General features: G+C 68.9%; 22 protein-coding genes and 1 pseudogene. 10 read left to right on the plus strand and 13 right to left on the minus strand.

The window, feature by feature from the left end; all coding sequences use genetic code 11:
• Positions 1-8: 8 nt before the first annotated feature.
• From ACH4S9_RS32435 to ACH4S9_RS32445, 3 genes are all read right to left on the minus strand, one after another.
• Positions 9-539 (minus strand): pyridoxamine 5'-phosphate oxidase family protein, encoded by a 531-nt coding sequence (locus ACH4S9_RS32435; RefSeq protein WP_385338187.1) that lies wholly within the window; start codon positions 537-539, stop codon positions 9-11.
• A gap of 386 nt (positions 540-925) precedes the next feature.
• Complete coding sequence (locus tag ACH4S9_RS32440) at positions 926-1,495, minus strand: hypothetical protein (protein ID WP_385338184.1); 570 nt, start codon at positions 1,493-1,495, stop codon at positions 926-928.
• A 596-nt stretch (positions 1,496-2,091) separates the two neighbouring features.
• Complete coding sequence (locus ACH4S9_RS32445) at positions 2,092-3,315, minus strand: MFS transporter (protein ID WP_385338181.1); 1,224 nt, start codon at positions 3,313-3,315, stop codon at positions 2,092-2,094.
• Positions 3,316-3,387: 72 nt separating this feature from the next.
• On the opposite strand from ACH4S9_RS32445, the gene ACH4S9_RS32450 reads away from it, so the two are divergent.
• On the plus strand, positions 3,388-4,230 hold the full coding sequence (locus ACH4S9_RS32450; RefSeq protein WP_385338178.1) for a LysR family transcriptional regulator: 843 nt from the start codon (positions 3,388-3,390) through the stop codon (positions 4,228-4,230).
• A gap of 13 nt (positions 4,231-4,243) precedes the next feature.
• On the opposite strand, the gene ACH4S9_RS32455 is transcribed toward ACH4S9_RS32450, so the two are convergent.
• On the minus strand, positions 4,244-4,465 hold the full coding sequence (locus ACH4S9_RS32455; RefSeq protein ID WP_398375098.1) for a hypothetical protein: 222 nt from the start codon (positions 4,463-4,465) through the stop codon (positions 4,244-4,246).
• 237 nt (positions 4,466-4,702) lie between these two features.
• Between ACH4S9_RS32455 and ACH4S9_RS32460 the strand changes: the two genes are divergently transcribed.
• Positions 4,703-5,821: a serine hydrolase domain-containing protein gene (locus ACH4S9_RS32460; RefSeq protein ID WP_398375100.1), complete on the plus strand. Its 1,119-nt coding sequence runs from the start codon at positions 4,703-4,705 to the stop codon at positions 5,819-5,821.
• A gap of 136 nt (positions 5,822-5,957) precedes the next feature.
• Here the strand turns inward: ACH4S9_RS32460 and ACH4S9_RS32465 are convergent, their stop codons facing one another.
• The gene (locus ACH4S9_RS32465; protein WP_398375102.1) at positions 5,958-6,749 is read right to left on the minus strand and encodes an SDR family NAD(P)-dependent oxidoreductase; all 792 of its coding nucleotides are present in this window, start codon (positions 6,747-6,749) and stop codon (positions 5,958-5,960) included.
• Between the two features lie 83 nt (positions 6,750-6,832).
• Here ACH4S9_RS32465 and ACH4S9_RS32470 point away from each other — a divergent pair, with 83 nt between their 5' ends.
• Positions 6,833-7,678 carry a helix-turn-helix transcriptional regulator gene (locus tag ACH4S9_RS32470; RefSeq protein ID WP_398375104.1) on the plus strand — a complete coding sequence of 282 codons (846 nt, stop codon included), beginning with the start codon at positions 6,833-6,835 and terminating at the stop codon, positions 7,676-7,678.
• A gap of 123 nt (positions 7,679-7,801) precedes the next feature.
• On the opposite strand, the gene ACH4S9_RS32475 is transcribed toward ACH4S9_RS32470, so the two are convergent.
• On the minus strand, positions 7,802-8,197 hold the full coding sequence (locus tag ACH4S9_RS32475; protein ID WP_385338443.1) for a RidA family protein: 396 nt from the start codon (positions 8,195-8,197) through the stop codon (positions 7,802-7,804).
• Between the two features lie 138 nt (positions 8,198-8,335).
• Between ACH4S9_RS32475 and ACH4S9_RS32480 the strand changes: the two genes are divergently transcribed.
• The gene (locus ACH4S9_RS32480) at positions 8,336-9,310 is read left to right on the plus strand and encodes a WYL domain-containing protein (RefSeq protein WP_311724100.1); all 975 of its coding nucleotides are present in this window, start codon (positions 8,336-8,338) and stop codon (positions 9,308-9,310) included.
• 414 nt (positions 9,311-9,724) lie between these two features.
• On the opposite strand, the gene ACH4S9_RS32485 is transcribed toward ACH4S9_RS32480, so the two are convergent.
• Positions 9,725-10,168: a hypothetical protein gene (locus ACH4S9_RS32485; protein ID WP_398375107.1), complete on the minus strand. Its 444-nt coding sequence runs from the start codon at positions 10,166-10,168 to the stop codon at positions 9,725-9,727.
• Positions 10,169-10,496: 328 nt separating this feature from the next.
• On the opposite strand from ACH4S9_RS32485, the gene ACH4S9_RS32490 reads away from it, so the two are divergent.
• A complete protein-coding gene (locus ACH4S9_RS32490) occupies positions 10,497-10,667 on the plus strand; it encodes a hypothetical protein (RefSeq protein ID WP_358842772.1) in 171 nt (56 codons plus the stop codon).
• Between the two features lie 391 nt (positions 10,668-11,058).
• Positions 11,059-11,605 (plus strand): annotated as a pseudogene (locus ACH4S9_RS32495) (glycoside hydrolase family 16 protein); the annotation flags it as partial.
• A gap of 48 nt (positions 11,606-11,653) precedes the next feature.
• Here the strand turns inward: ACH4S9_RS32495 and ACH4S9_RS32500 are convergent.
• From ACH4S9_RS32500 to ACH4S9_RS32520, 5 genes are read right to left on the minus strand one after another with little or no spacing between them, the layout of a single operon-like run.
• Positions 11,654-12,748: a glycoside hydrolase family 99 protein gene (locus tag ACH4S9_RS32500; protein ID WP_311724109.1), complete on the minus strand. Its 1,095-nt coding sequence runs from the start codon at positions 12,746-12,748 to the stop codon at positions 11,654-11,656.
• On the minus strand, positions 12,745-13,602 hold the full coding sequence (locus ACH4S9_RS32505) for an NAD-dependent epimerase/dehydratase family protein (protein WP_398375109.1): 858 nt from the start codon (positions 13,600-13,602) through the stop codon (positions 12,745-12,747). The genes ACH4S9_RS32500 and ACH4S9_RS32505 overlap by 4 nt, the downstream gene beginning before the upstream one ends.
• Positions 13,602-14,480, minus strand: a complete 879-nt coding sequence (locus ACH4S9_RS32510; RefSeq protein ID WP_311724111.1) for a carbohydrate ABC transporter permease — start codon at positions 14,478-14,480, stop codon at positions 13,602-13,604. The genes ACH4S9_RS32505 and ACH4S9_RS32510 overlap by 1 nt, the downstream gene beginning before the upstream one ends.
• Complete coding sequence (locus ACH4S9_RS32515) at positions 14,477-15,454, minus strand: carbohydrate ABC transporter permease (RefSeq protein ID WP_385338141.1); 978 nt, start codon at positions 15,452-15,454, stop codon at positions 14,477-14,479. The genes ACH4S9_RS32510 and ACH4S9_RS32515 overlap by 4 nt, the downstream gene beginning before the upstream one ends.
• A complete protein-coding gene (locus ACH4S9_RS32520) occupies positions 15,451-16,842 on the minus strand; it encodes an ABC transporter substrate-binding protein (RefSeq protein WP_398375110.1) in 1,392 nt (463 codons plus the stop codon). Before ACH4S9_RS32520 ends, ACH4S9_RS32515 begins: the two co-directional genes overlap by 4 nt.
• Before the next feature lie 148 nt (positions 16,843-16,990).
• Between ACH4S9_RS32520 and ACH4S9_RS32525 the strand changes: the two genes are divergently transcribed.
• The 4 genes from ACH4S9_RS32525 (at position 16,991) to ACH4S9_RS32540 (ending at position 24,609) form a co-directional block, all read left to right on the plus strand.
• A complete protein-coding gene (locus ACH4S9_RS32525; protein WP_014181960.1) occupies positions 16,991-17,785 on the plus strand; it encodes an IclR family transcriptional regulator in 795 nt (264 codons plus the stop codon).
• A gap of 154 nt (positions 17,786-17,939) precedes the next feature.
• On the plus strand, positions 17,940-19,226 hold the full coding sequence (locus tag ACH4S9_RS32530) for an enolase C-terminal domain-like protein (RefSeq protein ID WP_398375111.1): 1,287 nt from the start codon (positions 17,940-17,942) through the stop codon (positions 19,224-19,226).
• Positions 19,227-19,520: 294 nt separating this feature from the next.
• Positions 19,521-22,448 carry an alpha-mannosidase gene (locus ACH4S9_RS32535; RefSeq protein ID WP_398375113.1) on the plus strand — a complete coding sequence of 976 codons (2,928 nt, stop codon included), beginning with the start codon at positions 19,521-19,523 and terminating at the stop codon, positions 22,446-22,448.
• On the plus strand, positions 22,441-24,609 hold the full coding sequence (locus ACH4S9_RS32540) for an ROK family protein (RefSeq protein WP_398375115.1): 2,169 nt from the start codon (positions 22,441-22,443) through the stop codon (positions 24,607-24,609). The genes ACH4S9_RS32535 and ACH4S9_RS32540 overlap by 8 nt, the downstream gene beginning before the upstream one ends.
• A gap of 36 nt (positions 24,610-24,645) precedes the next feature.
• Here ACH4S9_RS32540 and ACH4S9_RS32545 read toward each other — a convergent pair whose 3' ends face one another.
• Positions 24,646-25,905 carry a glycoside hydrolase family 71/99-like protein gene (locus tag ACH4S9_RS32545; RefSeq protein ID WP_398375117.1) on the minus strand — a complete coding sequence of 420 codons (1,260 nt, stop codon included), beginning with the start codon at positions 25,903-25,905 and terminating at the stop codon, positions 24,646-24,648.
• Between the last annotated feature and the right edge of the window lie 373 nt (positions 25,906-26,278).

The raw sequence follows: 26,278 nt of genomic DNA on the forward strand, positions 1-26,278 counted from the left end.
GCCGTGGATCAGGAGGAAGACGCAGGCGTGAGCCTGGCGATGTCGGGGGCGTAGACGGCCATCCAGTGCGGATGCAGCCGGTAGTAGACCACGTCGTTGTCCCAGTCGAAGAGGTCGTCGCCGTAGAAGTCCTTGAAGTACGCGAGCAGGTCCGGCCAGTCCGCGGCTGGCTCACCGCCCTGGGGGTTGAGGATCTCCACCGTGCCGTGCGTGAACACGCCCAGGTCCTCACCGCGCATGTGCGCGGCGCTGACGGCGGGCCGCGCGGCGAGGTGGCGGGCCTTGGCAGCGCCGCGCGCCGTGCCGAAGTGCCACTTTCCATGCAGGAAGTGTCCGTCCACGCCGCTGATCCGCGGTTCACCCTTCGCTGTCACGGTGGACAGGGCGAGGGTGCACATGCCGGTGAGGACGCGGGTGAGTTGATCCGCGGTCAGTGTGCTCGCGGTGTTGATGATCGAGCGGAGGTGCGAAGTGGAGCGGGAGAGGGAGGCGTCAAGGAGGGCCTGGAGCTCTTTGAGATCTTCTGGCGTTTCGCGCATGGAGGTCCTTGTCTGTCTGTGGGGCCCGGACCGCGTCCACCCTCGGCGCCGACCGGTGAAGCCATGGTCGACCCGAAACCCGACATCCTGTGTCGGTATTCTTTTCATCCGTCGTGTGGATGTCACCGGGTTAACTCGGCTGTCCTCGACATCCCCGCCGACCGGGCCGACACCACGGTCGAGATCCTGTCCGAAGACGCCTCGTAGGACCGCGACGTGAAGGCTGCGGAGCAGACCCGGGTTGCACACGGCGACGGCGTCCTGCGCATCGAGGCGAAGGCGGCCCTCGCCGTGTCCCGTGCACCCTGAAGGCGGCTTGATGGCACGTGATGGAAGGGGGCGTTGGCCGTTTGGCCGGTGCTCGCCTTCGGTTCAGGGGACGCTGACTATGGGGCGAGCCATTCCGCCACGAGCTGCGGGGCCAGTGTTTTCCCCGACATCCCTCCGCCGGAGTGCAACGAGGTGGCGTCGTGTCCGGTGGTCTGGAAGGCGCTGAGGGAGATCACGTCATCAACGTTCAGCTGAACGATCGTGGACACGTCCTGCGACAGTTCGAAGCCGCCGGGGTCCACGGTGTTCTGTGCGTCTCCGGCGATGGCGTTGCCATTGAGGTTGATGAGGAGTTCCCGATTCGCTCCCTCAGTCGGGATCGGGATGAGGTTGGCCCAGAGAATCCTTCCCTTGAGGAGATACCGCCCGGCGGTGTGGACCACCAGGGTCGAGTTCATCGGATCGAACATCATGTCCGTGTCGAAGTCCGCACCGGTGAAATTGATCTTGGTGGGGATGTTGGTCGGGATCGTCTGGCTGGTATCGGCGAAGATGCTCGCGCCGACATTGGCGAAGGTCCCGATTGCCCTGGTCGCCTCCGTGGCGCCGACCGGGCCCCGCTTGCCCTCGTCACCCACGCGGCTCACCGCCCTCGCGTGGTGGCCCACGGCCTGCCCCGCCGCCATGGCCGGACTGACCACCCCGGCCGCCAGAACCAGCGCGAGCGAGGCTCGCGCCCCGCTGGTCGTCCACGCGCGGCGACGGGGCGGCGGTCCCAGCCGGGACGCTGACCTGCACTCAGGGCTCATGTACGTGCTCCTTCCGAGGGGGAGCTTGGCGCGGGAACGGCCGGATTCGCCGTCGGGCACGGCCGGAGCGCGCCGATCATCAATACATCGGATGAACCGGCGCACCTGAATGGAGGAGAAGACAGCTCATCTCGAAGCTGATCGCCTCCCTGGACTTCAAGGGCTGGATGCCGGACAATGCCGGCGTCGACCTGGACGAGGAGGCGAACGAGGTCGAGTGGGCGCGGCTGGCAGGTGTGCTTGGGGCTCGTGGGGGCTACGGTGTTCGGGCAGCGCGTACACGTCACGGAGGCCTCACGCGCCGCCCGCGACCCCTCAAGGCCCCACACGAGGGGGAGAGACGAACTCTTGAACTTAATGCCCCGCGTACCGTCCAGGTGGCGATTCGCGGCCCGCTTCACGGCTGCTGTCGGCATTGCCGCTGCTGCCAAGACCATCCGGCCCCCGGGCCCCGGCAGGAGGCGTTTGGCCGATCACTGCACGTGAGTCGCCTCTGTTCTTCTCACCGACTCGCCACGAGCCGGAGTGGGCGGCCGGGGCGAGGGACGGCGGCGGGACAGCAGGCATCCAGTCAGCGCGGCGGCGAGGCCGGCCAGCCCGGCTGCCGCGAAGCCGCCCGCCGGCACGGAGGCGTCGATCGCCACCCCGACGATCGGGGATCCGAGCGCGAAACCCGCGCTCTGCGCTGAGGATTGCAGACCTGTCGCCTCACCCCGCACGCCGGCTGGCGTCAGCCGGCTCACCGCGTCGGCCACCGCGGAAAGGGTCGGCGCGGTGAAAAGCCCAGTGCCGACAACGGCCACACACAACCAGGGCCAGTCGTGGGCAAGCCCGGCGGGAATCGTCACGAGCCCGAGCAAGCCGAGCAGCAACCACATGGGCAGCGACCGGGACAGCGCGCCGTAGATCAGCCCGCCGACGACAGAGGTCACGCCGAGCACGGCCACGACCACAGCGGCCCAGGACACCTGACCTGCTTCTTCGAGCGTGGCGACGATGGCGAGGTCGACGCCGCTGAGCAGCGTCGTGGTACCGAACGCCATCGCCAGTACGGCAATCATGTCGATGCCCAGCCACTCCCGTCGCGGGGGCCGTCCGGCCGTGCCGGCATCCGCCTCGTCCTCGGCGCGCAGCGGCGGGTTGAGCAAGGCGACCCCGGTTCCGCCGGCCACGATCGCGGCGCCGAGCCCCCACACCACCACACCGGGGGACACCGTCGCGGCGCACAGGATCACGACTGCCGGGCCCACCATGTACGACAGCTCGCCCTGCACCGATTCCAGCGCGAACGCCGCCCGGCGCTGTCCCGCCGTCGTCATCGCGGCGATCGCCTGCCTGGTCACCGACTGGGTCGGCACCATCAGCAGACCCGCCGCAAAAGCGGCACCCAGCAGGGCCTTGTACGGCAGGATCGGCACGCTCAGCCAGCACACGAACTGCACTGCGACAGTGACCAGCAGCACCGTGCGCAGGCCCCGCCGATCGATCATGCGGCCAAGCAGCGGCCCGCCCAGCGCCAGCCCGGTGGTCAGAGCTGCCGCGACACCGCCGGCTGCCGCGTAGCTCATGTTCAGGCCCAGCACGACATACATCGTCAGCGCCATCACGACAGCCGTGATCGCGGTACGGGCGAGGAAGGAAACGCCCAACAGCGATGCCATCCCTGGCATGGCGAGTATCTGTCGGTATCCGGTCACCTGCGTGACGCTAGATCCTCCGTCATGCCATAGGTAGTGGTTCATTTGCTGGAGCCGACATAATGAACGTTTATGGCCAGGGATCTTGAAACCGCATTGCTGCGGTCCTTCGTCACCATCGTGCAGGCGGGCAGCATCAGCCGCGCCGCGACCACGCTTGGACATACCCAGCCCGCGCTCAGCCAGCAAGTGCGCAAGCTGGAGAGGGCCATCGGCCGTCCGCTGCTTCACCGATCACCGTCCGGTGTCTCGCTGACCAGGGCGGGGGAGGAACTCCTGCCGTACGCCGAACGCATTCTCTCGCTCTCCGCACAGGCACTCAGCGAAACCGGGCGCACGCTCAGCGGCCGCTGCGGCGTCGGGTTGCTCGAAGACCTCGCCGCGTCCCAGCTTCCGCAGGCCCTCGCCGACCTCGCCCGGCTGCACCCCAGCGCGACGCTGGAGGTGCTCAGCATGTCCAGCGCCGCGATGCGGGAGGCCTACGACGAGGGCCGCGTCCAACTGGTGCTCAACGAGGTGCCGGCCGTTCCCGGACCGCCGCGCTGGACGGTACGCCGCCCGCTGGTCTGGGCGATCGGCCAGGGTGTGGACGTGGCTGCCGATCCGCTGCCGGTGGTGCTGTTCTCGAACACGTGCTCCTGGCGTACGTCGGTGCTGGAAACGCTGGAACGTGCCGATCGGCCCTGGCGGGTGGCATTCGAAAGCAACAGCCTGGTCGGTGTGCTCGCCGCGATACGGGCCGGACTCGGCGTCGCGGCGCTCCTGCCGACGAACCTCGAACCGGCCATGGTCTGCCACGACGCGGACGCCCTGCCCACCCTGCCGGACATCGAACTCGGTCTCGCACGGCACCCACGATCCGAAGGTGATCCGCTGATCGATGCCGTGGAGACCGCGCTACGCCGCATGATCTGAGTTTCGCGGCTTCTCAGTACCAGTTCCGTGGCGGGACGCCTTCTCGTGCACCTGGCCAGGTGCGGGCCGCGAGGATCTCTGCGAATGCGGCGCGGCGGTCCGCCCCGAGGGGGCGGACCTCGTCGGGCAGGCCCGACGCCCGCAGCGCCTGAAGCACCTCTTCGTTGACCAGCCGGGAACCGGTGCCGCTTGACGCGTAACGCCCCCCGATCACGGCGAGCTTCCGCTGCCGCATCCAGGATCTCCTCGGTCGACCAGCACCTTCGGCCTGCCATCTCGCTCCTTTCGACGGTTCTCAGCCTGACCTATGCGCTTGGCGTTGCACGCACCGCGTGCATAATGAGGGCATGAAGGCATGAGTATGCCGGACAGTCCGGCAGGAGGTGGGCCGGCATGCCACTCGTGCCCTGTTATCCGGGGGTCAGGCGGCCGATGCGTAGCTCACCCCGGGGATTACGAAAGGACGCATGACGTGAAGAACCCACTGGATTCCGCGGCGCTGGACGCGGCCATCGAAATCGTCCACCGCGCCAGGATGCCGGGCCTGTTCGCCGAGGTGCGAGACGGCAACCAGGTCTGGCGCGGCGCCGCCGGGGTCGCCGATGTGGCCACCGGCCGCCCCGTCACCGCCGACATGCGGCACCGCGTCGGCAGCATCACCAAGACCTTCACCGCCGCCGCGGTCCTACAGCAGGTCGAGAGCGGCCACATCGGGCTCGACACACCGATCGGCCGATACCTCCCGAAGCTGGTTCCCGGAGAACGCGGTGACGCGATCACGGTCCGGATGCTGATGAACCACACCAGCGGCCTCGCCGAGTACCTCCCGTACGCCTACCCCTCACTCAAGGCGTACCCCGTCCTCGCGGACACTGGACCCCAGAGCCTGGACGACCACCGGCTCACGCGGTTCGACCCCACTGAACTGATCGAGATGGGGGTCACCGCACCTGCCGTCGGCGCCCCGGGCGGCACTCCGGGGGTGTACTCCAACACCAACTACCTGCTTCTCGTCCAACTGCTGGAACAGGCGACCGGCATCACGGCGGAGCGGTACATCACCCGGAACGTCATCGAGCGCGCCGGACTCCGGGACACCGAACTCCCCGCCGGACCGCACGTCAACGGGCCGCACTCGCAGCTCTATGAGGCCTGGTTCGGCATGATCGACCCGCCGCGCGACTACAGCGTTTACGACATGTCGTGGGTGGGGCCGTCGGCCTCGCTGATATCAACCGTCTCGGACCTCAACCGCTTCTACGGCATGCTGCTGGCCGGGAAGATCGTCAGTCCGTCATCGCTGGCGCAGATGCAGCGCACTGTCCCGGTCGTCTCCCAAGAGGGGAAGACGATCGATTATGGCCTCGGCCTGCACCTAATGGAGGGTCCCGGTCAGGGCACCTTCTGGGGCCATGGCGGCACGGTCTGGGGCGGTGGAGCCCTGGCCATGACCCGTGCCGACGGCACGCGGCAGATGGCAGTCGCGGTGAACATGCAGAGGTGGAACAGGCTCGACTCCTTCGGCAAGCCGCAGCCCCATCCCATCGACGACGCGCTTGCGACTCTGTACCGCGTGGCGATGTACGGCTGACCTTGGATCGTAGGGGGCACCACTGCGCAGGCTGATGGCGGCTACAGCCCGGCTCCGGGCTTTGGCCGAGGCCCTGGGCTGCTGCTGCTGATGAGGTACGGCGTGGTGCCGCCACGGCTTGCCCAGGCTCTCCCTTTCAGGCGCCGGCGCCGCCGTCGACCGGCAGGATCGCGCCGGTCACGTAAGAGGCCCGGTCGCTGAGCAGCCACGCGGTCGCCTCGGCGATCTGCCGGGGCTCGGCCATCTGGCCGAGCGGGATCGTCGCGGTCATCTGCTTGACGATGCCGGGAGTCGCTGCCTCCCACTCGTCGATCATCTCCGTGGCGGTGCCGCCGGGGGTGATGCCGTTCACTCGGATACTGTCACCGGCCCAGGTCACGGCGGCGGTCTCGGTGAGGCTGTTGAGCGCGCGCTTCATGGCGGCGTACGCGGGCAGGGCGGGGTTCGCGCGGCGGCTGCCGATGCTGGAGGTGTTGACGATCGCCCCGCCGCCGTTGCGGCGCATGATTGCGGCCTCGGCGGTCATGGCGGTCCAGTGCGCGCGGAAGTTGACGGCGAACTGCGTGTTGATGTCCTGGTCGCTGGTGGTGTCGAGTGGGCCGGGTTGCTGGATCACCGCGCCGTTGTTGAGGGCGCCGTCGAGCCGTCCGTGCAGTTCCTCGACGCGGTCGATGGCGGCGCGGATGCTTGAGGGGTCGCCGAGGTCCAGGGTGACGGCGTCGGCGACACCGCCGTCGGCGCGGATCTCCTTCACGATGCGGTCGAGGGCGTCGGTGCTGCGGGCGGCGAGCACGACACCGGCGCACTCGGAGGCGAAGAGCCGGGCCGCGGCGGCCCCGATGCCGCGGCTGGCGCCGGTGATGAACAGGACCTTGCCGGTGAGCAGGCCGATGGGTGCGCTGTCGATGTTGTTCGTGTTGTTCGTCATGGCAACAGCGTCCGGCCCGCTGCCGGCCCGATACAGGCACAAGCGGTACCAGGATCCGCCGCCGCGCCGCGCACACTGGGCGTATGGACAAGCAGGAACTCGGGGTGTTCCTCCGCAGCCGCCGCGAGCGGCTCCGGCCGCAGGACGCCGGCCTTCCCTCCGGCCCGCGACGCCGGACACCGGGTCTTCGCCGCGAGGAAGTGGCGGTCCTCGCGCACATCTCCACGGAGTACTACATCCGGCTCGAGCAGGGCAGGGCGCCACGCCCCTCGGGCGATGTCCTGGCCGCGATCGCAGGCGCGCTGCGGCTCACCGACGCCGAGACCGACCACCTCCACGTCCTCGCGGGCACCGCGCCGACCCGTGCCCGGCTGCACCGGCGCGACGTCCGCCCGAGCATCCTCGCACTCCTCGAGCGGCTGCCGCAGACGGTCGGCTTCGTGATGTCCGCAGCGTTCGAGGTCCTCGCCTGGAACGACCTCGCGGCCGCCCTCATGGAGGACTTCGCCCCACTCGCCCCCGAGGACCGCAACCTCGCGCGCCGGGCCTTCCCCGGGCCACAGCGCGCCGACGTGACGCTCTACGGGATCGCCGCCGAGTTCCGGCTGAACGTCGTGATGCAGCTCCGCGCCACCCTCGCCCGCTGCCCCACCGATCCCGCGGTGACCGGCCTCATCGACGAACTCCACAACGCCGGCCCCGACTTCCACCGGCTCTGGGAACGGCACGACGTACAGGCCGCGCCGATGCTCACGAAGACCTTCCGTCCCCCGGCCGTCGGCGAGATCACCCTCGACTGCGACACACTCGCACTCACGGACCGCGACCAGCACCTCGTGCTCTACAGCGCGCCGCCAGAATCCCCCGACGCCGAGGCCCTGGCCCTGCTGAACGTCCTGGGAGCCGAGGCCAGTGATTACCCGCGGTAGCGTCGCAGCCCCCAACGATCGCTCCGTCTCCGATCGTCACCATTCTGAGCACCGGAAATCACCCACCTGCCTGCTGCTCGTGCCGGTTCAACCGGCACGAGCAGCGGAGGTGGCGAGGTCGCATCACGCGACGGCGGTCCCCTCGAGCTCGACCATCAGTGTGGGGATCGCCAGCCGTGTCACCCCGAGCATCGTGGTGGTCGGCGCCACCCTGGCAGCGCCCAACCGCGACGCCAGCACGCCGTAGTGCTGGAAAAGCAGATCGACGTCGGTGGTGTAGACGTTGAGCCGGACGAGGTTCGTGAGGGACATGCCGGCCTCGCCGAGCACGGCCTCCAGGTTGTCGAGGCTCAGCGCCAATTGGGCCGCCATGTCACCGTCGTGCTGGGGCTTGCCGTCGCTGCTCATCGCGGTCTGCCCGGAGCAGTACAGGGTGCGGGTGTGCCCGGAGACGATCTCACCCTGGTTGAATCCCATCTCCATCGACCACGTCACCGGGTTGACTGCCGTTCGTTCCAATGCCACATCGGCTCCATTCGATTCATTAGGCGTACGTACGTCCATCGGCTCGGTAGCCGGCCAATCGCTGACGTCGTGTTGAAAGCCTCTCAACGAACCACGACATCCTGTGTCGTGTATTCCGGTAGAATTTTTCGTATGCGCGCCGACCGATTGGTCTCACTGGTGCTGCTGCTGCGCCAGCGCGGTCGACTGTCCGCGGCCACGCTGGCCCGCGAGCTGGACGTGTCCACCCGGACCGTGCTGCGTGACATCGAGGCGTTGTCCGCAGCCGGCGTCCCGGTCTACGCCGAACGCGGTCGGCACGGCGGTTTCGCATTGCTGCCCGGTTTCCAGACAGAGCTCACCGGACTGAACCACGACGAGGCGCTCGCCCTGCTGGTCGCCGGATCACGGCGTGGCGCGCAGGTGTTCGGCCTCGGCTCGGCGCTCGCTTCGGCCATGCTCAAGGTGGTTGACGCGCTGCCCGAAGGCCATCGGGACACCGCGGCCGGCGCGGCGCAGCGATTGCTCATCGACCCGGAGACCGACCTCCTCTCGCGCCGCGTGGTCGCTGAGGAGGTGCCCGACACCGTAGTGGCCGAGGTCCGGCGCGCGGTGTTCGCCGGACACAAGCTGCGCATCCACTACGCGGCTGTGGACCAGGCCCCGAAGTGGCGCACCGTGGACCCGATCGGCCTGGTCACCGTACGCGGCCAGGGCTACTTGCTGGCCACGAGGTCTGGCGCGGACCGCACCTACCGGCTGGCCCGGGTGTTGGCCGCCAAGGAACTCGACGAACCCGCACAGCGACCAGACCGGGTCGATCTGGACCGGGCCTGGCAGGAACGCAGCACACGGTTCCGGACCGGCGGCGACCAAGTCGCGGTGCTGGTACGGGTGAACCCGGCGCGGCGCGAGGACCTGGTGGGCACAGCGCTGGCCGTCATCGCCGAAGAAACCGACCCTGACGGCTGGTTGCGGCTGGAGGTGACCTTCCAGGATTCACGACACGCCGAATGGGCGCTGTGGCAGCTCGCCACGAACGCGGAAGCCCTGGCCCCGCAGTGGTTGCGCTCCTCCTTGCGCGACCGCGCCGCCGCGATTGCCACCTGCTACGGAGTGTCATCCTGAGAGTTGTTGCCTTCTGCGTGCCGCAGCCGACGCGATTCGGACCGCTCCGCACTGGTAGGTGTCAAGCGCGCCGAACGACGCCTGCGCAACGCGTGGCGTTGCGTTGCAGCAGACGGTCATAGTCCATTCGTCTGCCCACCCCGTCCGGTGCCGCCAGCACGATCCGGGTTCGCAGCACCTGCCTGACCTGCTATTTTGCCGCGGAGGCGATCCGCAGCAATGCCCTGCGAGTCTGTTCGTCGACGACCACGGCCACCGCCGCACACCGCCCGAGTCCATGCAGCACCACCTGTGCCAACGGCTGAACGACCACGCCCGCCAAAACTGGCCGCAGCTGACAGGTGTGACCTACCTCAGCGGATTGCCTATGCAGCAGGCGAGTTGCCCGACAGCGATCCGCTTCCGCTGTGCCGACTACCGTTCACCGGCATCCTGCACACCTGGGGCCTCGCCCTCTATCTCGCCAGTGGCGGCTATGCGGACAGCGTACTGTCCAGCGGCTTGCCCTTCGGCTCCCCGGAAGACGCTCTCGTCGGTGGAAATCTGGCCATTAAGGAGATTGAGGCAGTCGGCATAACTTACAGTTGAAAACTTTTCCGCCAAGATGGTGGCGGTAGTATGAGCACCCTCTCCGTCTAGTTGAATGAACTGGACCTCAGTCACCTCGTCGTCCACGAATCGAGCGATTCCATCGACACCGAACCGCCAGAGGAAAACGTAGGCATCTGCTTCAAGGGGGTCGGTAGCGGGAACCGGATAACCTGAAGGCGTCTCCGCTCTCCAGCCTTGATCGCGAGCATGCTCGACCAATTCATCAAACTCAACGCCCCGGGTAAACGCCACCCTGACCTCGGACATGTTAATCACCTAAATTCATTACAAGCTCGATGTGCCATTATGGCGCCAGTGTGGCTACTATCGACATTACGGGTCGGAATTCATGATGGCCGGTCATGCACTGCTGGTCTGAACGGGTTCGGGATGTGGAACGGGAACTTAGCTTAGCTTGATCTTTAACCTCTGCGCTGGGCACTCACGCGAACCTCCGGGTACAGATAAAGGGGGCGGCCTGGGTTGCGGAGGGGGCGCAGCGCGTGTTCTTCGCCCCGGTGTTCTGAGCCTGATCATCGCGGGCCACGCCTTCGCCCTCGCTTACGGTCCGCTCACCATCGCAGCGACCGACGGCGTGGCCAAGGACGATCAGGGCCTGGAGGGCGGGCTGTTGTACACGTGCACCCAGTTCGGCTCGGCGGTCGGGATCTCCGCGGCCGCCACCGAAGGCGCCTACGTCCACGAGTTGTTCTACGGATACGACGCACCCCACGGCCTGATCAACATGTTCACCGGAAGCGAGTAGGCTCCGTGCGCCGTCGGCCGAGGACACCACTGTGAATGTCACCTGGCTGGCGAAGTGGACGCCGTGCGTTGTCCGTCTGGCTGTCGCCCCTGATTTCCTTCGACGCCGTCGGCGTGCCGGGGGACCAGCCGATCTGTTCGCCTCGCCCGTGCGCAGGGCATCGGCCCCGACACCGCTCCCTGACGCGGCCGAACCGGGCCGTCACCCCAGCCGGGCGCAACTGCGGGCCCCGGGCCCACGACGGTCCAGCGGGGGCGGGTGCGTCCGCACTCCGCACGTTCTTCCGCCCGCGGCCCGGTGATACCGGCTGCCGTACGGGCCAGATCCGTCCGCACCGCTGCCGGGTGCGGACGGAGCAGGACATCCCGCAGCAGATCGAGGTCTCCTCCGCAAGTTCGACTTCACCTACGGCCGGGTCAGCGCCCGTATGAAACTGCCCGTCGGGGACGGTTTCTGGCCCGCGTTCTGGCTGCTCGGCAGCAATGTCGACGACCCGGCCGTGTCGTGGCCCTCCTCCGGTGAGACCGACATCATGGAGAACATCGGCTACGCCGACTGGACCAGCACCGCACTGCACGGACCCGGCTACTCCGCCGACGGCAACATCGGCGCGCGCCAAGATCTACCCGAGCGGCGGCCGCGCCGACCAGTGGCACACCTATGCCGTGGAGTGGACGCCGACGACCATGCGGTTCTACGTCGACGACCAGTTGGTGCAGGAGACGACCCGCAACAAGTTGGAGTCCACGCGGGGCCAGTGGGTCTTCGACCGCAATCAGCACGTCATCCTGAACCTCGCCCTCGGCGGCGCCTACCCGGCCGGCTGGAACCAGGTCACCACCCCCTACTGGGGTCTGCCGCAGTCCAGCGTCGACAAGATCGCCGCCGGGGGAGTGCAGGCGGAGATCGACTGGGTCCGGGTCGAGCAGAAGAGGTGAGCCCCCCGGTGCCCGGGGCGCGGCGCCCCGGGCACCGGCAACGCCGCGTCAGTCCCGCTGCCGAGCGTGGGCGGCTTCGAAGCGGGCGACCCAATACGCCGTGCGGTCCAGGTAGGCCGTCTGCGCGCGGTCGCCCTTACGGCCGTAGGCTCCCTCGTACGAGAGGTAGTCGAGAGGGCCTGGAGTGTCGGCGGTGGCCGGTTCGATCTGGGTGCCCTCGTGCCATTCGTTGAACGAGGTGATGCTCACCCAGTCCGGGACGCCGCCCGAGTTCCCGGTGGACAGGGCGTACTCCCACTCCAGGTCGTACGTCCGTCCCCGCGACCGGTCCAGGGTCGGTGTCGTGTTGCCGGGGACGGCCCGGTCGTCGATGTAACCGGGGCCGAGCGACGGCGCCCACACCATGCCGCGCTCCGCGCAGAAGGCGGCGACCTGGGACCAGTCCGGCTTGTTGGCTGTGGCGATCGCGTCGTAGGTGTACACGCCGCCGAAGTCGCCGATCCGGGACAGGTCCCAGGTCTGGGCCATCACGATCGCCCGGTCGTCGACCTCGTGAAGCGGCGACCAGTCCACCGTCAGAAGGCTGTTGAAGACGTAATAGGCGCACCGCCCGCCGCGCTCCGCGTCGCGGTGGAAGGCCGGGTGGTCGCCGTAGTGTTCGGTGAGATAGCGGATGTCGGCGACCACCGAGGTGGCGTCGCGGCCCCCGTACGGCTCGATGTGCCAGGCCACCTGGAGGCCGGCGGCGGCCGCGGCGTCGAGGACAACCGGTGCCATCCGGTCCTCGTAACTGCCCTGCCCCCACCAGCTGCTGACCAGCACGCCGGTGCCGGCCTGCCGTAGCCAGCGCATGTGCCGGTCGACGGCGCCGCGCCGGTCACCGGAGTCGTAGGGGCCGAGCACGGGGTAGTAGTTGGAGCTGAGCGCCTCGGGCGGGGTCAGCTCGCCCTGCTGCCAGTGCCGCCACTCGCCGTACACCTCAGGGTTCCCGTACCAGGGGTAGTAGAAGATGTGGGCGCGTGCGGATGGCTTGTGTGTCGGGGCTGCTGTGGCGCTGCCGGTACCCGCCGCGACGGCGGTGGTCGCAGCGGCGCCGGCGGCGAGGAATCCTCGACGGGACAGAGATCTGGGGTGTGCGGTCATCCGGGGCACTCTCCTTGGACGGATGGACGGGAATGGCGCGGGGTGAAGCCGAGCAGGTCCGCGCATGCCTTGGTGTCGATCAGTGAAATGCGGTCGGGCAGCGGTTCGAAGGCCGGTACGCCCGGGTGGTGTTGGTGCAGCAGTTCGCCGGTGTTCAGCGGTGATGATGTGTCGGCTGCCGCGACGTTGAGGACGTGGCAGCCGGTCACGGTGGCAGCCAGGGCACGGCTGATCACGGCGGCCGCGTCCCGGGTGTCGAGCCAGGCCCACAGGTCGTGCCGGTGGGCGCCGGGATCGGCCGCGACGTGGGCCAGTTGGTCCGTGAGTCGCTGACCGGTCCCGGTGAAGGGGAAGCGCAGACAGACGATGTCCGTGCCCCAGCGTCGGTGTGTGCTGCGGGCCGTCTCCTCCAGGACGAGTTTGGACAGGCCGTACGGGTCGCGTACGAGCGTCGGGTGGTCCTCGTCCAGGGGGACGTAGCGGGGTGAGACGGGGATCGGTGACCAGGCGAGACCGACGGCTGCCAGGCTGGACGCCGCGACGATGCGGTGCGCGCCCGCCCGTCCGGCCTCGTCGAGGACGCGGTGGGCCGTGAGGCAGTTGGCGGCGAACAGGGCGCTGCCGTCCTCCGCGTTCGGGTGGGGGATCGCCCCGAGGTGGACGACGGCCTCCGCACCGTCCACCGCCTTGCGGACGAGGTCGGCGTCCCGCAGATCGCCGATCAGGACACGGGTACGGGCAGGGGCGTCGAACGGCACCCGGTCCATGAGCGTTAACTCGTGTCCTGCGGAGGCCAGTGCGCGGGTGGCATGGACGCCGATGTGTCCCGCGGCGCCGGTGATCAGGACACGCATCAGCCCTTCACCGCCCCGACCAGGCCGTTGACGAAGTACTTCTGGAGGCACAGGAAGAGGAGGATCACGGGGACCACCACGATGAGGGCGCCGGCCATCAGGTTGTTGTAGTGCGGCACGTTCTCGGAGGAGAGCACCTGGAGACCGAGGGGCAGGGTGTACTGGGACGGATCGTTGAGCGACACACGGGTCAGCAGGTACTCGTTCCAGGTGGGGATCGCCGTGAGCAGGGCGACGGTGATCAACGCGGGCCGGGCGAGTGGCAGATAGACCTGTGTGAAGATGCGCAGTTCCCCGGCGCCGTCGACCCGCGCGGAGTCGCGCAGCTCCGTGGGGACCGCGGAGAACGCCCCGGTCATCAGCAGGATCGACAGGGGCGCTCCGCCGTTCACGAACGGGAGCACCAGCCCCCAGTGTGTGCCGAGGATGCCCATCCTGTTCTCCAGGAGCACGATCGGCAGCATCACCGTCACACCCGGCACGAACAGCAGCGCGACGAACAGCTTCTGTAGCGCACCGCGTCCTGGGAAGCGCAGCACCGCGAACGCGTAGCCGGCCGCCGCGTAGAACACCACGGTCAGTACGACCGTGTACAGCGTCACCAGGACGCTGTTGACGAAGAAGTCGAAGAAGTGCAGCTCGTTCCAGGTGTCGACCAGGGTCTGGAGCGTGGGGTGGTCCGGGATCAGATGACCGCCGCGCACCACCTCGACCTGGTCCTTGAACGCCGCCGACACCATCCACAGGAACGGGTAGACGCTGACCAGCGCGTACAGGGTGAGCAGCACGCCCATGACGATCCGGGCCGACGAGCGGCCGGACGGCGCTCGTCGGGCGGGGCGGACCGGCTGGGGCCGGGCCGTTGATATCGTTGTCATGTCTTGCTCCGCAGCGCTCGCAGGTTGATCAGGGCGAGGACGAGGGCGGCCGCGAACAGGAGCCAGCCCAGGGCACTTGCCAGGCCGAGGGTGGGGGAGAGGTTTTTGAGGAAGGCCAGCCGGTAGGCCTCCAGGCCGAGGACATTGGTGTGGTCTCCGGGGCCCCCGTTGGTCATCACGAGGAACGTCTGGAACCCTTGGAGCGCCTCGCGCAGATTCAGCAGCAGGACGATCGCGGTGATCGGTCTGACCAGCGGCCACACGACGGACATGTTGGTGCGCCACCAGCCCGCGCCGTCCAGTTCGGAGGCTTCGAGGATGCTGCGGTCGATGCCCTGTAGCCCCGTCAGGTACAGCAGCATCGCCACGGGGACATGGCCCCACACGGTGATCAAGATCATGGTGGGCATGGCCGTGGAGGGATTGCCGAGCCAGCCCTGGGGTTGCTGGAGCGAGCCCAGACCCAGGCCGCTGAGCAGGGAGTTGATGGCCCCGTCCGGCTGGAGGATGTACTGCCAGGCGAAGAACACCGCGACGCCGCTGGTGACATATGGCAGGAAGTAGACCGAGCGCAGGACGCCCTGGAACCGCTTGACCTGGTTGAGGAGCACCGCGAGCGGAAACGAGACGACAACGGTCAGTGCGGGGGCAGCGACCATCACCCAGATCGTGTTGGCGGCGGCATGCCGGACGCGGGGCGCGTACACGGGGTCGCGCCACAACAGGTCTTTGTAGTTGTCGAGGCCGACCCACTCCCAGTTCGGGGCGAAACCGTTCCACTTGGCGAAGGACAGAGTGAATCCGTAGCCGACCGTGTACAGGCCCATCACCAGGAACAGCACGACGGCCGGCGCGATGAACAGATAGCCCGTGAGCGCCTCGTACCGGCGGTCCTTGCGTCGTGAGGGCCCGCCCCCGGGCACCGCGGTGCGGCCCTTCTCCACCCTCGCGGGGAGCGTGGGCTGGAGCGTCACTGGCCGGCTGCCTTCCAGTACGACTGGTTCAGGTTGCTGATCTTGCGCGCGGTGGATTCGACGGAGGCGCGCTTGAGCGGGGACATGTCGGCGAGGATGTCGCCGACGTCGTTCTGCTCGTAGCCGGGGGACTGGAAGTTCTGGTTGAGGTTGGCGTCGTACGTCGTCTCGGGCGTGCCCTTGAAGCTCTGGACCATGGAGTTGAGCGTCGGGCCGAGCGCCTTGGCGGCGTCGGCGCCGAGGTCCGTGGCCGGCAGGTCGGTGGCGTCCTGCGCGAACTGGGCGGCGACCTTCTTGCCGGCCAGGAACCGCATCCACTTCTTGGCGTTGTCCGGCTGCCTGCTCGCCGAGCTGAGGGTGATGCCGGTGAGCGCCATCGGGGCCAGCGCCCGGTCGGGGACCGCGCCGCTCTTGGGGGCGGGCAGGCCGAAGGCGTAGACGTCGTCCGGGTTCATGCCGTTCTGCTGGAGGAAGGCGAGGGTGAACGTGCCGCCGACGTCGAACGCAGCCTTGCCCTGGGCGAAGGTCTGGTCCGCCTGGTCGACGTCGAGCGACTGAGTGCCGGGTGTCCAGTACGGGGTGAGCTGGTTGTACTGGGAGAGCACCTTGACGCCGTTCGGGGAGCCGAAGTCGGCGCTCTTGTCCTTGCCCCACAGGTCCTCGTAGCCCTTCTTGCCCAACTGGGCGAAGGCGAGCGGCTGAAGTATCCAGTTGAGGCCGGGGCCTTTGGCCTTGAGACCTGTGGTGAGGCCGCCGTTCTTCGGGTCCTTCTTCGTCGTCGCCCTGAGGGCGGAGATCAGGTCCTCCCAGGTCTCCGGGGGCTGCTTGATCCCGGCGTCGACCAGCTTCTGCTTGTTCGCGTAGACGATGCCGAACGTGCCGATGGTCAGCGGGACGCTGTAGCGCGCGCCCTCTTTGATGCCGTTGTCCGAGGACTTCGTGTTCTGGGACTTCTTGAAGCGTTCGGGCGTGATGAGGCCGGATTCGTGCACGGAGTCCTGGATCTCGTTGAGCCAGTCGCCCTTGTAGTCGTCGCGCAGGTCTACGGCGATGCCGGCCGCGCCGAGGACGCGGTCCTCGCCGTCGGAGTGCACCTCGAGGACGTCGGGCAGATCGCCGGTCTTGGCGGCGCTCTGCACCTTGGTCATATAGGCCTCTTCAGGGGTGAAGACCTCGATGCCGACGGAGATGCCGGTCTCCTTCTTGAACTCCTTGGCTGCGTTGCGCAGAGCCTTGACATGGGACTGCTTGAAGGTCCACATCTTGAGACTCTTGGCGTCCGAGCCACCGGAGCCGCTGCCGCCGCAAGCCGTCAGAGCACTGAGTGTCAGCGTGGTGGCCACGGCGGTGGCGACGTACTTGGCCTTGCGGGAAGTTGAGATACGCATGAACCCCTACCTAGGGTCGACCGTTCAGAAGGCCGAATGGCGTTGGAGTGACTGAACTTAGGCTCGTCGTGATATAGCGTCAAGACGCAGGGCGGGATTGAGCGTGGGTGACGGTCCAGTCGGGATCTGGGCGGGAAGCGGAGGGGCAGTGGAATCGGTGACGGACGCCGCGGGGGTCCGCAAGGTCGAAGAGGTCAAGTCCGCGGCTCGGGTCCTGGAGGTGCTCGAACTCCTCGGGCGGGACGGTGCCCGCCTCTCGCTCGCGGAAATGGCGAGCGCGATGGCCGTGCCCAAGAGCAGCCTGCACGCGATCCTGCGGACCATGCAGGCCAGGCGTTGGGTGGACGTCGACCCGTCCGGCACGCGCTACAGCCTGGGCTTGAAGGCCCTGCTCACCGGCACCGCGTATCTGGCCGGTGACGACGTCGCGAGCCTGGCCGGGCCGGTGCTCGACGCCCTGGCTGAGGAGACCGGAGAGGCGGTGCATCTCGGCAGGCTCGACGGCACGCACGTCGTCCACCTCGCCAAGCGCGAGTCACGGCATGCGCTGCGGACGTACTCCGCGGTGGGGTATCGGCTGCCGGCGCACGCCACGGCTTTGGGCAAGGCCGTGCTCTCCCAGCTGGACCAGGCGGAGGTGCAGCGCCGGCTCACCTGGCCGCTGGAGAAGCTCACGCCGGACACCGTCGTCGACCCGGACGCCTTCCTGGCCGAACTCGCGGAGGCGCGGCTGCGCGGCTGGGCCATGGACGACGGGGAGAACGCGGTGGACATCCGGTCCGTCGCCGTGCCGCTGGGTGTGTCCCCGGACGGCGGTGACGCGGTGAGCTGCTCGGCGCCGCGCAGCAGGATGGGCGACGACCGGATCGAAGAAGTGGCCCAGGCGGTGACCGAGGCGGCGCACTCCCTGAGCATGCTCCTCAAGCGCCTCGGTCAGCACTGAGCGCATACGCGAGGCGCCATGCGCGCTTGAGGGCCGGGAGCTCGAGCCCCCGGCCCTCAAGCGCCATATCTGCATGGCCGTTGACAAAAAGGATTCCCGCTTCATACGTTCGGATAGCAGTACGTCATTCTGCTACTCGAATGCTGGAGTCCGCATGACGGAGCCTGATGTCATCGCCCTCGCCCGCCTGCTCGCTCCGGCCCCCTGGGTCGATGAGCGCGGGTCCAAGATCCGCATCACGGCCGTCCGCACCTTCCTGACCGCCCCGCACGGCTGCCCCCATCTCATCGTCCGCGTCGAGACCAACGAGCCGGGGCTGTACGGCCTGGGCTGCGCCAGCGATCCGCAGCGCACCCTTGCCGTCCGCTCGGTCCTCGACGACTACCTCGCCCCGCTGCTCACCGGACGCGACCCGGACGACATCGAAGACCTGCACCGGCTGATCCTCAACAGCGCCTACTGGCGGGGCGGCTCAGTGACCGGCAACGCCCTCGGTGGCGTCGACGTGGCCCTGTGGGACCTCAAGGCGAAGCGCCTGGGCGTGCCGCTGTACTCCCTGTTCGGCGGCCGCGTGCGCACCGGCGCCGAAGCGTACACGCATGTCGACGGAGTCGACGCCGAGGAGATCGCCGACAAGGTAGGCGCGGCCCGGCAGCGCGGCTACCGGCATGTGCGAATCCAGGCCGCGGTGCCGGGATCGGACACCTACGGGGCAGGTGGTGGTGCCGATCCGCAGGCGGTGCGCGAGCGCCGGGTGCCATGGGACTCCGCGGCGTATCTGCGAACCGTCCCCCGGGTGCTGGCACGGGTGCGCGAACTCGAGGGCGAGGACGTCGAATTGCTGCACGATGTGCACGAACGGCTCGATCCTCGTCAGGCCGCGGACTTTCTGCGCCGTGTCGAGGACATCGGCCTGTACTTCGTCGAGGACCTGCTCGCCCCCGAGGACGCCGCGCACTTCGCGCGGCTGCACGCCGTCTCGCCGGTTCCCCTCGCCGTGGGAGAGCTCTTCAGCGACCCACAGCAGTTCGTGGCGCTCCTGAGGGGGCCGGACATCGATTTCGCGCGCGTGCGCATCCCCACCCTCGGTGGCCTGACCCCTGTCCGGAAGCTGGCAGCCCTGTGCGAACTGCACGGGGTTCGCCTCGCCCCGCACGGACCGGCGGACGTCAGCCCCGTCGCCCAGGCCGCGACCCTCGCGCTCGACGTCAGCAGCCAGGCCTTCGGCGTTCAGGAGGCAGCCGTCTTCAAGGAGCCGGTGCACGAGGTGTTCCCCGGCACCGTGGTGGCACACGGCGGGCTGCTTGTGCCCTCCGGAGCGCCAGGCCACGGCGTTGACTTCGACGAGGCCGCGGCCCGGCGCTACCCCGTGCCCGAGCCTCTCGGCCACGACCGGTGGGCGCTGCTGCGGAACACCGACGGCAGTGTGCAGCGGCCCTGAGTCCGTCGCGCACACAGGGGAGCTCTACGGCGCCCCGTGTAAGTCCATCGATTTGACTTAAGGCACCGAGCGCGACGAGAGCACACCCGCTGGGTGTGCTCTCGTCGCGCTCGCATACCCGAAACGTCAATCCTTTTCTTTACAAGCGATCTCGGATTTGGAATCTAAGTCCCCTGACAAAAGAAATCTCCCCGGCTCTCATCTGCAATTCAAGGGCGCCGGTGCGAAGCGTTGACTTGATAACACACATGGTTTTACATAGCGGTTACTGGCTGGACGCGAAGGGGACCGCCCATGCTCGAAGAGCGCATAGCCGCATTCCTCGCCCAAAGGCTGCGACCGGCGCTGTACCCGCTCCGCATCCCTCTCGATGTCGGCGCCTGGCATCTGCCGGGCGAGCCCGTGCCGGCACATGTCGCCCTGCGCGCCGACTATGAACCGTTCTCCGTGGGTGACACATGGGGGCGGCCGTGGTCAACCTCCTGGTTCACGCTCCGGGCGACCGTACCGAAGCGCTGGGCGGGCCGCCGCGTCGAGGCGGTCCTCGACCTGGGCGGTGGGGAAGGCGCCAGGCCGCAGGCGCTCGTCCGCGACGCGTACGGAGCGCCGCTGCAAGGACTGGGCGCCGGGCATCCGGACCCGGTCCTCGTCGCCGGGCGCGCTCATGGAGGCGACGACGTACGACTCTTCGTCGAGGCCTCCGTCCCCGCGGCCGCAGCCGATGCCCTGCCGCTGCGGGTGGGCCGTGCCGACCTCGCCGTGCGCGACGAGGCGGTGTGGCGGCTGTCGCACGACATCCGGGCGCTGCACCGACTCCAGCGCTCGCTGTCCGACGACGTACCGCGCGGGGCCCGCATCCGCGACGCCCTGGAGCGCGCGATGGACGCCGTCGACCCGCGCGCCGTCGGCCGCACCGCCTCCGCCGCATGCGCCGTGCTCGCGCCCGAACTCGCCCGCGCCGTCGCGCCGTCGAGCCGTCCCGCCCTTGTGGTGGGAGAGAGCGCACCCGCCTCGCTCGGCGCGGTGCCCCTGCACGAGGCGATCCGTGCCTGCGCCCGTGACTTCAGCACGCTCGCCGCGCTCGCCGACGAGTACCCCGGATTCGTCTCCGCCACGCCCGCGGTGCAGCACTACGCCTGGATGAAACAGCATGAGCCGCATGTCTTCGAGCGGCTGCGCAAGATGGTCGCCGACGGCGCCTGGTTGCCGGTCGGCGGCCTGTGGGCGCAGGCCGACACCGAACTGGCCGGAGCGGAGTCGCTGGTACGGCAGTTCGTACACGGGCGTCGGTTTCTCCGTGGCGAATTCGGCGCCGACAGCGACGGTGTCTGGCTGACCGACGCGGACGGTGTCTCGCCGGCCCTGCCTCAGATCGCCAGGGCCGTGGGCGCGCACTGGCTGCTGGTCTCCCGACTGGACGAGTCGCGGTCGGGGCCAACCGTCGCCTGGGAGGGCATCGACGGCACCACCATGTTCACCCGCCTCGCGGGCCGTGCGGCCGGCCCCGGGAACGATGACGCCTCTGCCCGGTCCTGCCACACCCTGCGCAACCCCGACCGCGCCACGCTGGAGCGGGCCCGCCGCCTTGCGGACCTGGACGGTCCGCGGTCACACACCCTGCACCCCGCACACGACACGGACGTCGGCGCCACCATGCGTGGCGCCCTCGACCTCGCCCCGCACGCGGGCGCGTACACCAGCCAGGCGCGCACCAAGCGAGGCAACCGGATGTGCGAAGTGCTGCTCCATGAGGCGGAGCTGTGGTCGGCTACGGCGGCGGTGCGGCGCGGCATTCCCTATCCGTACGACGCACTGAACCGCATCTGGCAGTCGGTGCTCACCCAGCAGAGCCACGACGTCCTCGCCGGCGCCGCGGTTGCCCGGGCCCGCCAGGACGCCGAGGATGCGCACCACCAGGCCGCGCGCCGGCTCACCCGGATCGTCCACCGCGCCCTCGGGCCGGGCGGGGACGTCGCCGCGCACAACGCGGCACCGTTCGCCCGCCGCGAGGTCGTCGTGCTGGACGGCGTGGTCGAGGGCGCCGCCGTCGCCCAGGGGCTGCCCGACGGGCGGTGCGCGATGCTCGCCCAAGCGCCCGCCCACGGCAGCGGCCCGGTGGGCATCGCACTGGACGGTACGGCACCGGTCATGGCCCGCCGCACCCGCGAGGGGCACCGCGTCCTCGACAACGGCCTGGTGCGCGTCACCATCGACGGCGACGGTCTCGTGCGTTCCCTCGTCGACCCGGCCACGGGTCACGATGTCATCGCCCCCGGCGGGCGCGGAAACCTGCTGGAACTCCACCGTGACGAGCCGGTCGCCGATCCTGCCCGCACACTCGCGCTCGGCAGCGACCGGACGCGCCGGGACCTGATCCACGCGCAGGACGTCGAACTTCTCGCGAGCGGGCCGCTGGTGGCCACGGTGCGGGTACGCCGCGGAAACGGCCGTTCCGTCTTCACACAGGATCTGACGCTGACCGCTGGCGGCCCCTCGCTGACCGTCGACACCGAGGTCGACTGGCGCGAGCGCGACACCACCCTCAAACAGGCCTGGCCGCTCAGCGGGCAAGCATCCCAGGTACGTTGCGGCATCGCCTTCGGCCACACCGTGCACGCACCGGGCGACGGAGACGAACGGGTGGCGCAGCGCTGGATCCATGTCGGCGCCCCCACGTGGACGGTCGGCTTCGCCGGCGACGTCACCCACGGCCACGACGTCGTCCGTCGCGAACGGTGCGACGGCGGCACGGACACGACGCTGCGGCACACCCTGCTCCGCGCCCCGCACAGCCCTGACCCGTACGCCGACCGGGGAGTGCACCGTTTCCGGCACACCGTGCGCCCCGGCGCCACCGTCGGCGACGCTGTCGTGGACGGCTACCGCCTGGACATGCCTCTGCGCCTGTCGGACGGGGCGTCGTCGTTGCGTCCGCTGGTGCGCGTCGACCACCCGGACGTCGTCGTGGAGACGGTGAAGCTCGCCGAGGACCGCAGCGGAGACGTCGTCATACGTCTGTACGAAGCCGGCGGCAACGCTGCGCTGACCACGCTCACCGCAGACTTCAACGTCGCCGAAGTGTGTACGACCGACCTGCTCGAGGAGAACGCCGTCCCGCACGCCCACGACGGACCCCACATCCACCTGCAACTTCGCCCGTTCGAGATCCGCACCCTGAGGATCAGCCGGGCCGAGGCCGACGAGGAGCCGCTCGGTGCCTGATCCCCTCCACGCCGACACGCTGACGTCCCAGGCCCGGGCCACGCTGCGCGACTGGGCCGCGGCCGACGGGCCCCTCGCGCTGCGCGCTCGGATCGTGCTGCTGGCCGCCGAGGGCCGGCGCGACGCGGAGATCGCACGGCGCCTCGGCGTGTCCCGGCAGACCGTGGGCGCCTGGCGGCACCGCTGGTACAGCGGCGGACTCGCCGCGCTCGAACAGCGCAGGCGCACCGGACGGCCCGTCACGGTCGACGAGGCGGACGTCGTCACCCGGACCCTGCTCGCGCCCGGCGGCAGCGGCGCGAGCCGTGCCGTCGCCCGCGAACTCGGCGTCTCCCACGCCACGGTCGCGGCGATCCGCCGCCGCTGGAACATCATGCCGGACCAGCCGATCGTCCCCCGCATCCCGACCCGTCCGCCACTGCCCGGCGCCGATGCATGGGTGATGGGCCTGTACGCCGACGCCGACCGCGGCGTCCTGCTCGTCGGCACCCGCACGGAGGCCCCGAGGCCCGCGGCCGCGGTCACCGTGATCGACGCCGAGGTGCTGGCCGGACTCGACCGGGCCCTGGACACGCTGCGCCTCGAACCCGCCTCGGAGGACCAGGAGTTCAGCGCCTTCCTCGCCGACGCGGCGGCCCTGCACGCGGACATCACCCTGCACGCCGTCACGCTGTGGTCGACCGATGAGCGGTGGCCCGCCGGATCGCTCGTCAGCCACCACGACCTGCCGGTGCGCGCGAGCTGGCGCGGCTTCCTCAATGCCCTGATCGCCCTGGACAGCACGAGCCACCCGGAGTCGTCACGCCGGGTCTTCCTCGACCTGGTGGCCGCGCTCGAGCGCCCCGCACAGTCGGCCGGGCGCTCGGTCCGCTGGCTGCGCGAGCGCGTCGCCGAGCACCAGAGCCGTCCGGATGGCGGTTGGCACGCCCCGGACGCACCGTCGTTCAGCGGAGTCAACCAGCTCGACCTCGGATCCTTCAACGAGTGCGTGGTCATCGAGACCGTACGCCTCGTCGGCACCGTCACCCGCGGCGAGATCGCCCACCGGACCGGCCTCACCCAGCAGTCCGTGTCCCGTATCGCCCGGTCGCTGCTGGACCGTGGCTTTCTCGTGGAGGACGCCCAGCGCCGTGCCACTTCCGGCAAGCCGCGCACACCGGTGCGGCTGTGCGGCTCCGCCGCGCACGCGCTCGGCCTGCACATCGACCCGGAGGTGCTCACCGCCGTCGTGATCGACCTCGACGGAGCCCTCGTGTGTACGTGCACACGCACCATCAGTGCCGACATCGACCCCGCGGAGTTCGTCGCGCAAGCCGTCGAGGTGGGCCATGAAGCGCTCGGCAAGGCGCGTGGCGCCGTTCAGCCCAACGGCTTCCTCGGCGTCGGCGTGGCCGTGCCGGGGCCGGTCGACATCGCCTCCGGCACCGTCCTCGGGCCGCCCCTGATGCGGGCCTGGCAGGACCTGCCCCTCCTGTACCTGCTGAAGGAGCACTTCCCCTGCCCGGTCCTCATCGAGAAGGACTCGCTCGCCGCCGCCGCGGGCGAGCGCTGGATCGGGCGCGACCGCAGGGCCCGGGACTTCGCCTACCTCTATCTCGGCACCGGCGTCGGCTCCGGCCTCTACCTCAACGGCGACCTCTACCGTGGAGTCAGCGCGAACGCGGGGGAGTTCGGGCAGCTGTGCGCGCTCGCCCTCGACCGTGTCGCCGCGGACGGACGGCCCGAGATCCTGCCCGAGTGCAACCCGCCCGTGTCCGTGCCGCAGTTCGCCGAGCGGCTCGGCCTGCGCACCGTCGGCACGGAGCACAGCAGCACCGAGGCATACCGCGCCGTCGGGCGCGCGGCCGCGGCCGGACACCCGGCCGCCACCGCCGCCCTGCGCGAAGTGGCACGTGCCGTCGGACGAGGAGCCCTGGGACTCGTCGACCTTCTCGACATCGACCTGATCGTCCTGGGCGGCCCGTTCTTCACCGACGACGTCGCCGACTGCTACTTGGAGGAGATCGGCCGCGCCGTCAACGAGTTCCCCACCGCCCGCCGGCTGCGGCGCGTCCACGTGGAGCGCTCGGTGCTGAGCGCGGAAGCCGCCGCGGTGGGCGCCGCGTCGACGCTGTTCCACGCCACCTTCACCCCGCGCCTGAAGGGACGCGAGCGGGGCTGAGGCAGGGGGAGCGCCCCGCCTCGGCCCCGGCCGCCCTCACGTGGTCGGTGTCGGCCGGTTGGGGGTGAGAGCGATCTGCCCCTTGAGCATCCGGCCGCCGTCACCGGTCAGCCGCAGGTAGTAGTCGGACGAGCACGCCGTACCGTCCTCGTCGAGCGCCCAGATCCCCGAACCCGACGGCACATCGGCCGCCCTCGCCGCTGTCTTGGCGATCTGATTGCCCTCGTTGAACTCATCGAACATGGAGATGTAGATGCCGCCCACACCCAGCCGCACCATGTTGTAGAACTGCCGCCACATGAAATCACCGTGCCTGCGGTGGCGTTCCTGGAGATCGCCCGGCATGACGCACGGCTGATAGTCGATGCCGTTCGCATCACAATCCGCTTTGTCCGGCGAATTGATGTCGGTGAAGAAGTCGTCGGACTGGGAAGGGCTGGAGATGCGCCCGACCATCCATGGGGAGATCATGTTGAACGAGTGGTACACGGCGGAGAATCCGGGCCGTGAATCCTCGGTACCGGTACGCCAGTGTGTGGGCACACCGCCGATCACATAACAGCCCTGTGCCTTGAACCAGTCCACGACGTCCTTGCATGGCCCTGGCTCGAATGGTCTCCCCGAGTCATTGAAGCCGAACCCCCAAATACACACCACCGGCTTGCCGTTCTGTCGCGCATAAGCGCTGGACGCGGTGTGCGCCTTCATCTTTTCCGTCCAGTCCTGCTTGATCTGGGACTGCATGGACGTCCAGCTGGTGACGTCGTACATGATGTAGAACTTGCGCCCGTTCGCCTCGGCCGACTGACGCACCTTCTGTGCCATGCCGTCACGCGTCGGACCCTCGTCGCCGAAGGGGTTGAAGCGCTGAAGAGCGGCCGTGTCGATGTTGTTCTCGCGCATCCAGCGAAAGTGCGTGTCGACGGTCTGCTGGTCCCACGACGAGAAGAGCTGAGCGGGCCCGCCGCTGTTGAGGTTCGGGTACGCGGTGGTGAACCCGCGCTGGTAATCGGCCATGTCCGGCCATGATTTGATGGTTGTGTTGGACAGTGACGGAGATTGGAACCGGTCCCTGCTCCAGTGCCACCAGCTGTTGATGGGGGAGCCGTCGCCTGTGCAGGCGAACCAGCCCTGATAGCCGACAGATATCTTGCCGACGACATCACCTGGCCCGCTGGCGGCGGGCTGAGCGCCGGTGCTCTCGGCCGCGTCGGCCCGCGTCAGTCCGGCCACGGTGCCCAGGCCCGCGGTCGCGGCGATCGCGCCGCCGATCATTCTGCGCCTGGTGAGGGCCATGGAGTTCCTCCAGTGGGGTTGGGGGAGTGGGGGTATTTCTCCGCGTGCCAGCAAAACCATGGCGTCGCCCGGCGTCAATGGCCGGCGTGGGCATTTCTCCCGCGAATCGGAAACTGGTCAAGGAGAATTCTTGTTGCCGGTAGTAAATTGAGTGGAGAGTGGAAAATAAGTGGCCTGACACCTGAGCCGGTAGGCGTGAACAAGACCTTCGTCGACTCGGGGTGCGCGGGCCCTCCCATGCTTCCTCCAACGTATTGACAAAATGCGACGGCGGTTCGTAGCTTCTCGCTCAGCATCAACTTCCGCTGGGCCGCGACGACCCGTTGAGCGACTTCATCCGACTCCGACCGCCGCACTCCACCCTGCGGCGCCG

The sequence above is a fragment of the Streptomyces sp. NPDC021225 genome (assembly GCF_044332865.1).
Taxonomy (GTDB): Bacteria; Actinomycetota; Actinomycetes; order Streptomycetales; family Streptomycetaceae; genus Streptomyces.

Bases quoted from the DNA above. Each gene is read 5' to 3' on its own strand.
- ACH4S9_RS32450 (WP_385338178.1), top strand. From the start codon at position 3,388: ATGGCCAGGGATCTTGAAACCGCATTGCTGCGGTCCTTCGTCACCATC.
- ACH4S9_RS32500 (WP_311724109.1), bottom strand. From the start codon at position 12,748: ATGACCGCACACCCCAGATCTCTGTCCCGTCGAGGATTCCTCGCCGCC.
- ACH4S9_RS32465 (WP_398375102.1), bottom strand. From the start codon at position 6,749: ATGACGAACAACACGAACAACATCGACAGCGCACCCATCGGCCTGCTC.
- ACH4S9_RS32470 (WP_398375104.1), top strand. From the start codon at position 6,833: ATGGACAAGCAGGAACTCGGGGTGTTCCTCCGCAGCCGCCGCGAGCGG.
- ACH4S9_RS32455 (WP_398375098.1), bottom strand. From the start codon at position 4,465: ATGCGGCAGCGGAAGCTCGCCGTGATCGGGGGGCGTTACGCGTCAAGC.
- ACH4S9_RS32520 (WP_398375110.1), bottom strand. From the start codon at position 16,842: ATGCGTATCTCAACTTCCCGCAAGGCCAAGTACGTCGCCACCGCCGTG.
- ACH4S9_RS32510 (WP_311724111.1), bottom strand. From the start codon at position 14,480: ATGACAACGATATCAACGGCCCGGCCCCAGCCGGTCCGCCCCGCCCGA.
- ACH4S9_RS32505 (WP_398375109.1), bottom strand. From the start codon at position 13,602: ATGCGTGTCCTGATCACCGGCGCCGCGGGACACATCGGCGTCCATGCC.
- ACH4S9_RS32535 (WP_398375113.1), top strand. From the start codon at position 19,521: ATGCTCGAAGAGCGCATAGCCGCATTCCTCGCCCAAAGGCTGCGACCG.
- ACH4S9_RS32545 (WP_398375117.1), bottom strand. From the start codon at position 25,905: ATGGCCCTCACCAGGCGCAGAATGATCGGCGGCGCGATCGCCGCGACC.
- ACH4S9_RS32435 (WP_385338187.1), bottom strand. From the start codon at position 539: ATGCGCGAAACGCCAGAAGATCTCAAAGAGCTCCAGGCCCTCCTTGAC.
- ACH4S9_RS32485 (WP_398375107.1), bottom strand. From the start codon at position 10,168: ATGTCCGAGGTCAGGGTGGCGTTTACCCGGGGCGTTGAGTTTGATGAA.
- ACH4S9_RS32480 (WP_311724100.1), top strand. From the start codon at position 8,336: ATGCGCGCCGACCGATTGGTCTCACTGGTGCTGCTGCTGCGCCAGCGC.
- ACH4S9_RS32440 (WP_385338184.1), bottom strand. From the start codon at position 1,495: ATGGCGGCGGGGCAGGCCGTGGGCCACCACGCGAGGGCGGTGAGCCGC.
- ACH4S9_RS32530 (WP_398375111.1), top strand. From the start codon at position 17,940: ATGACGGAGCCTGATGTCATCGCCCTCGCCCGCCTGCTCGCTCCGGCC.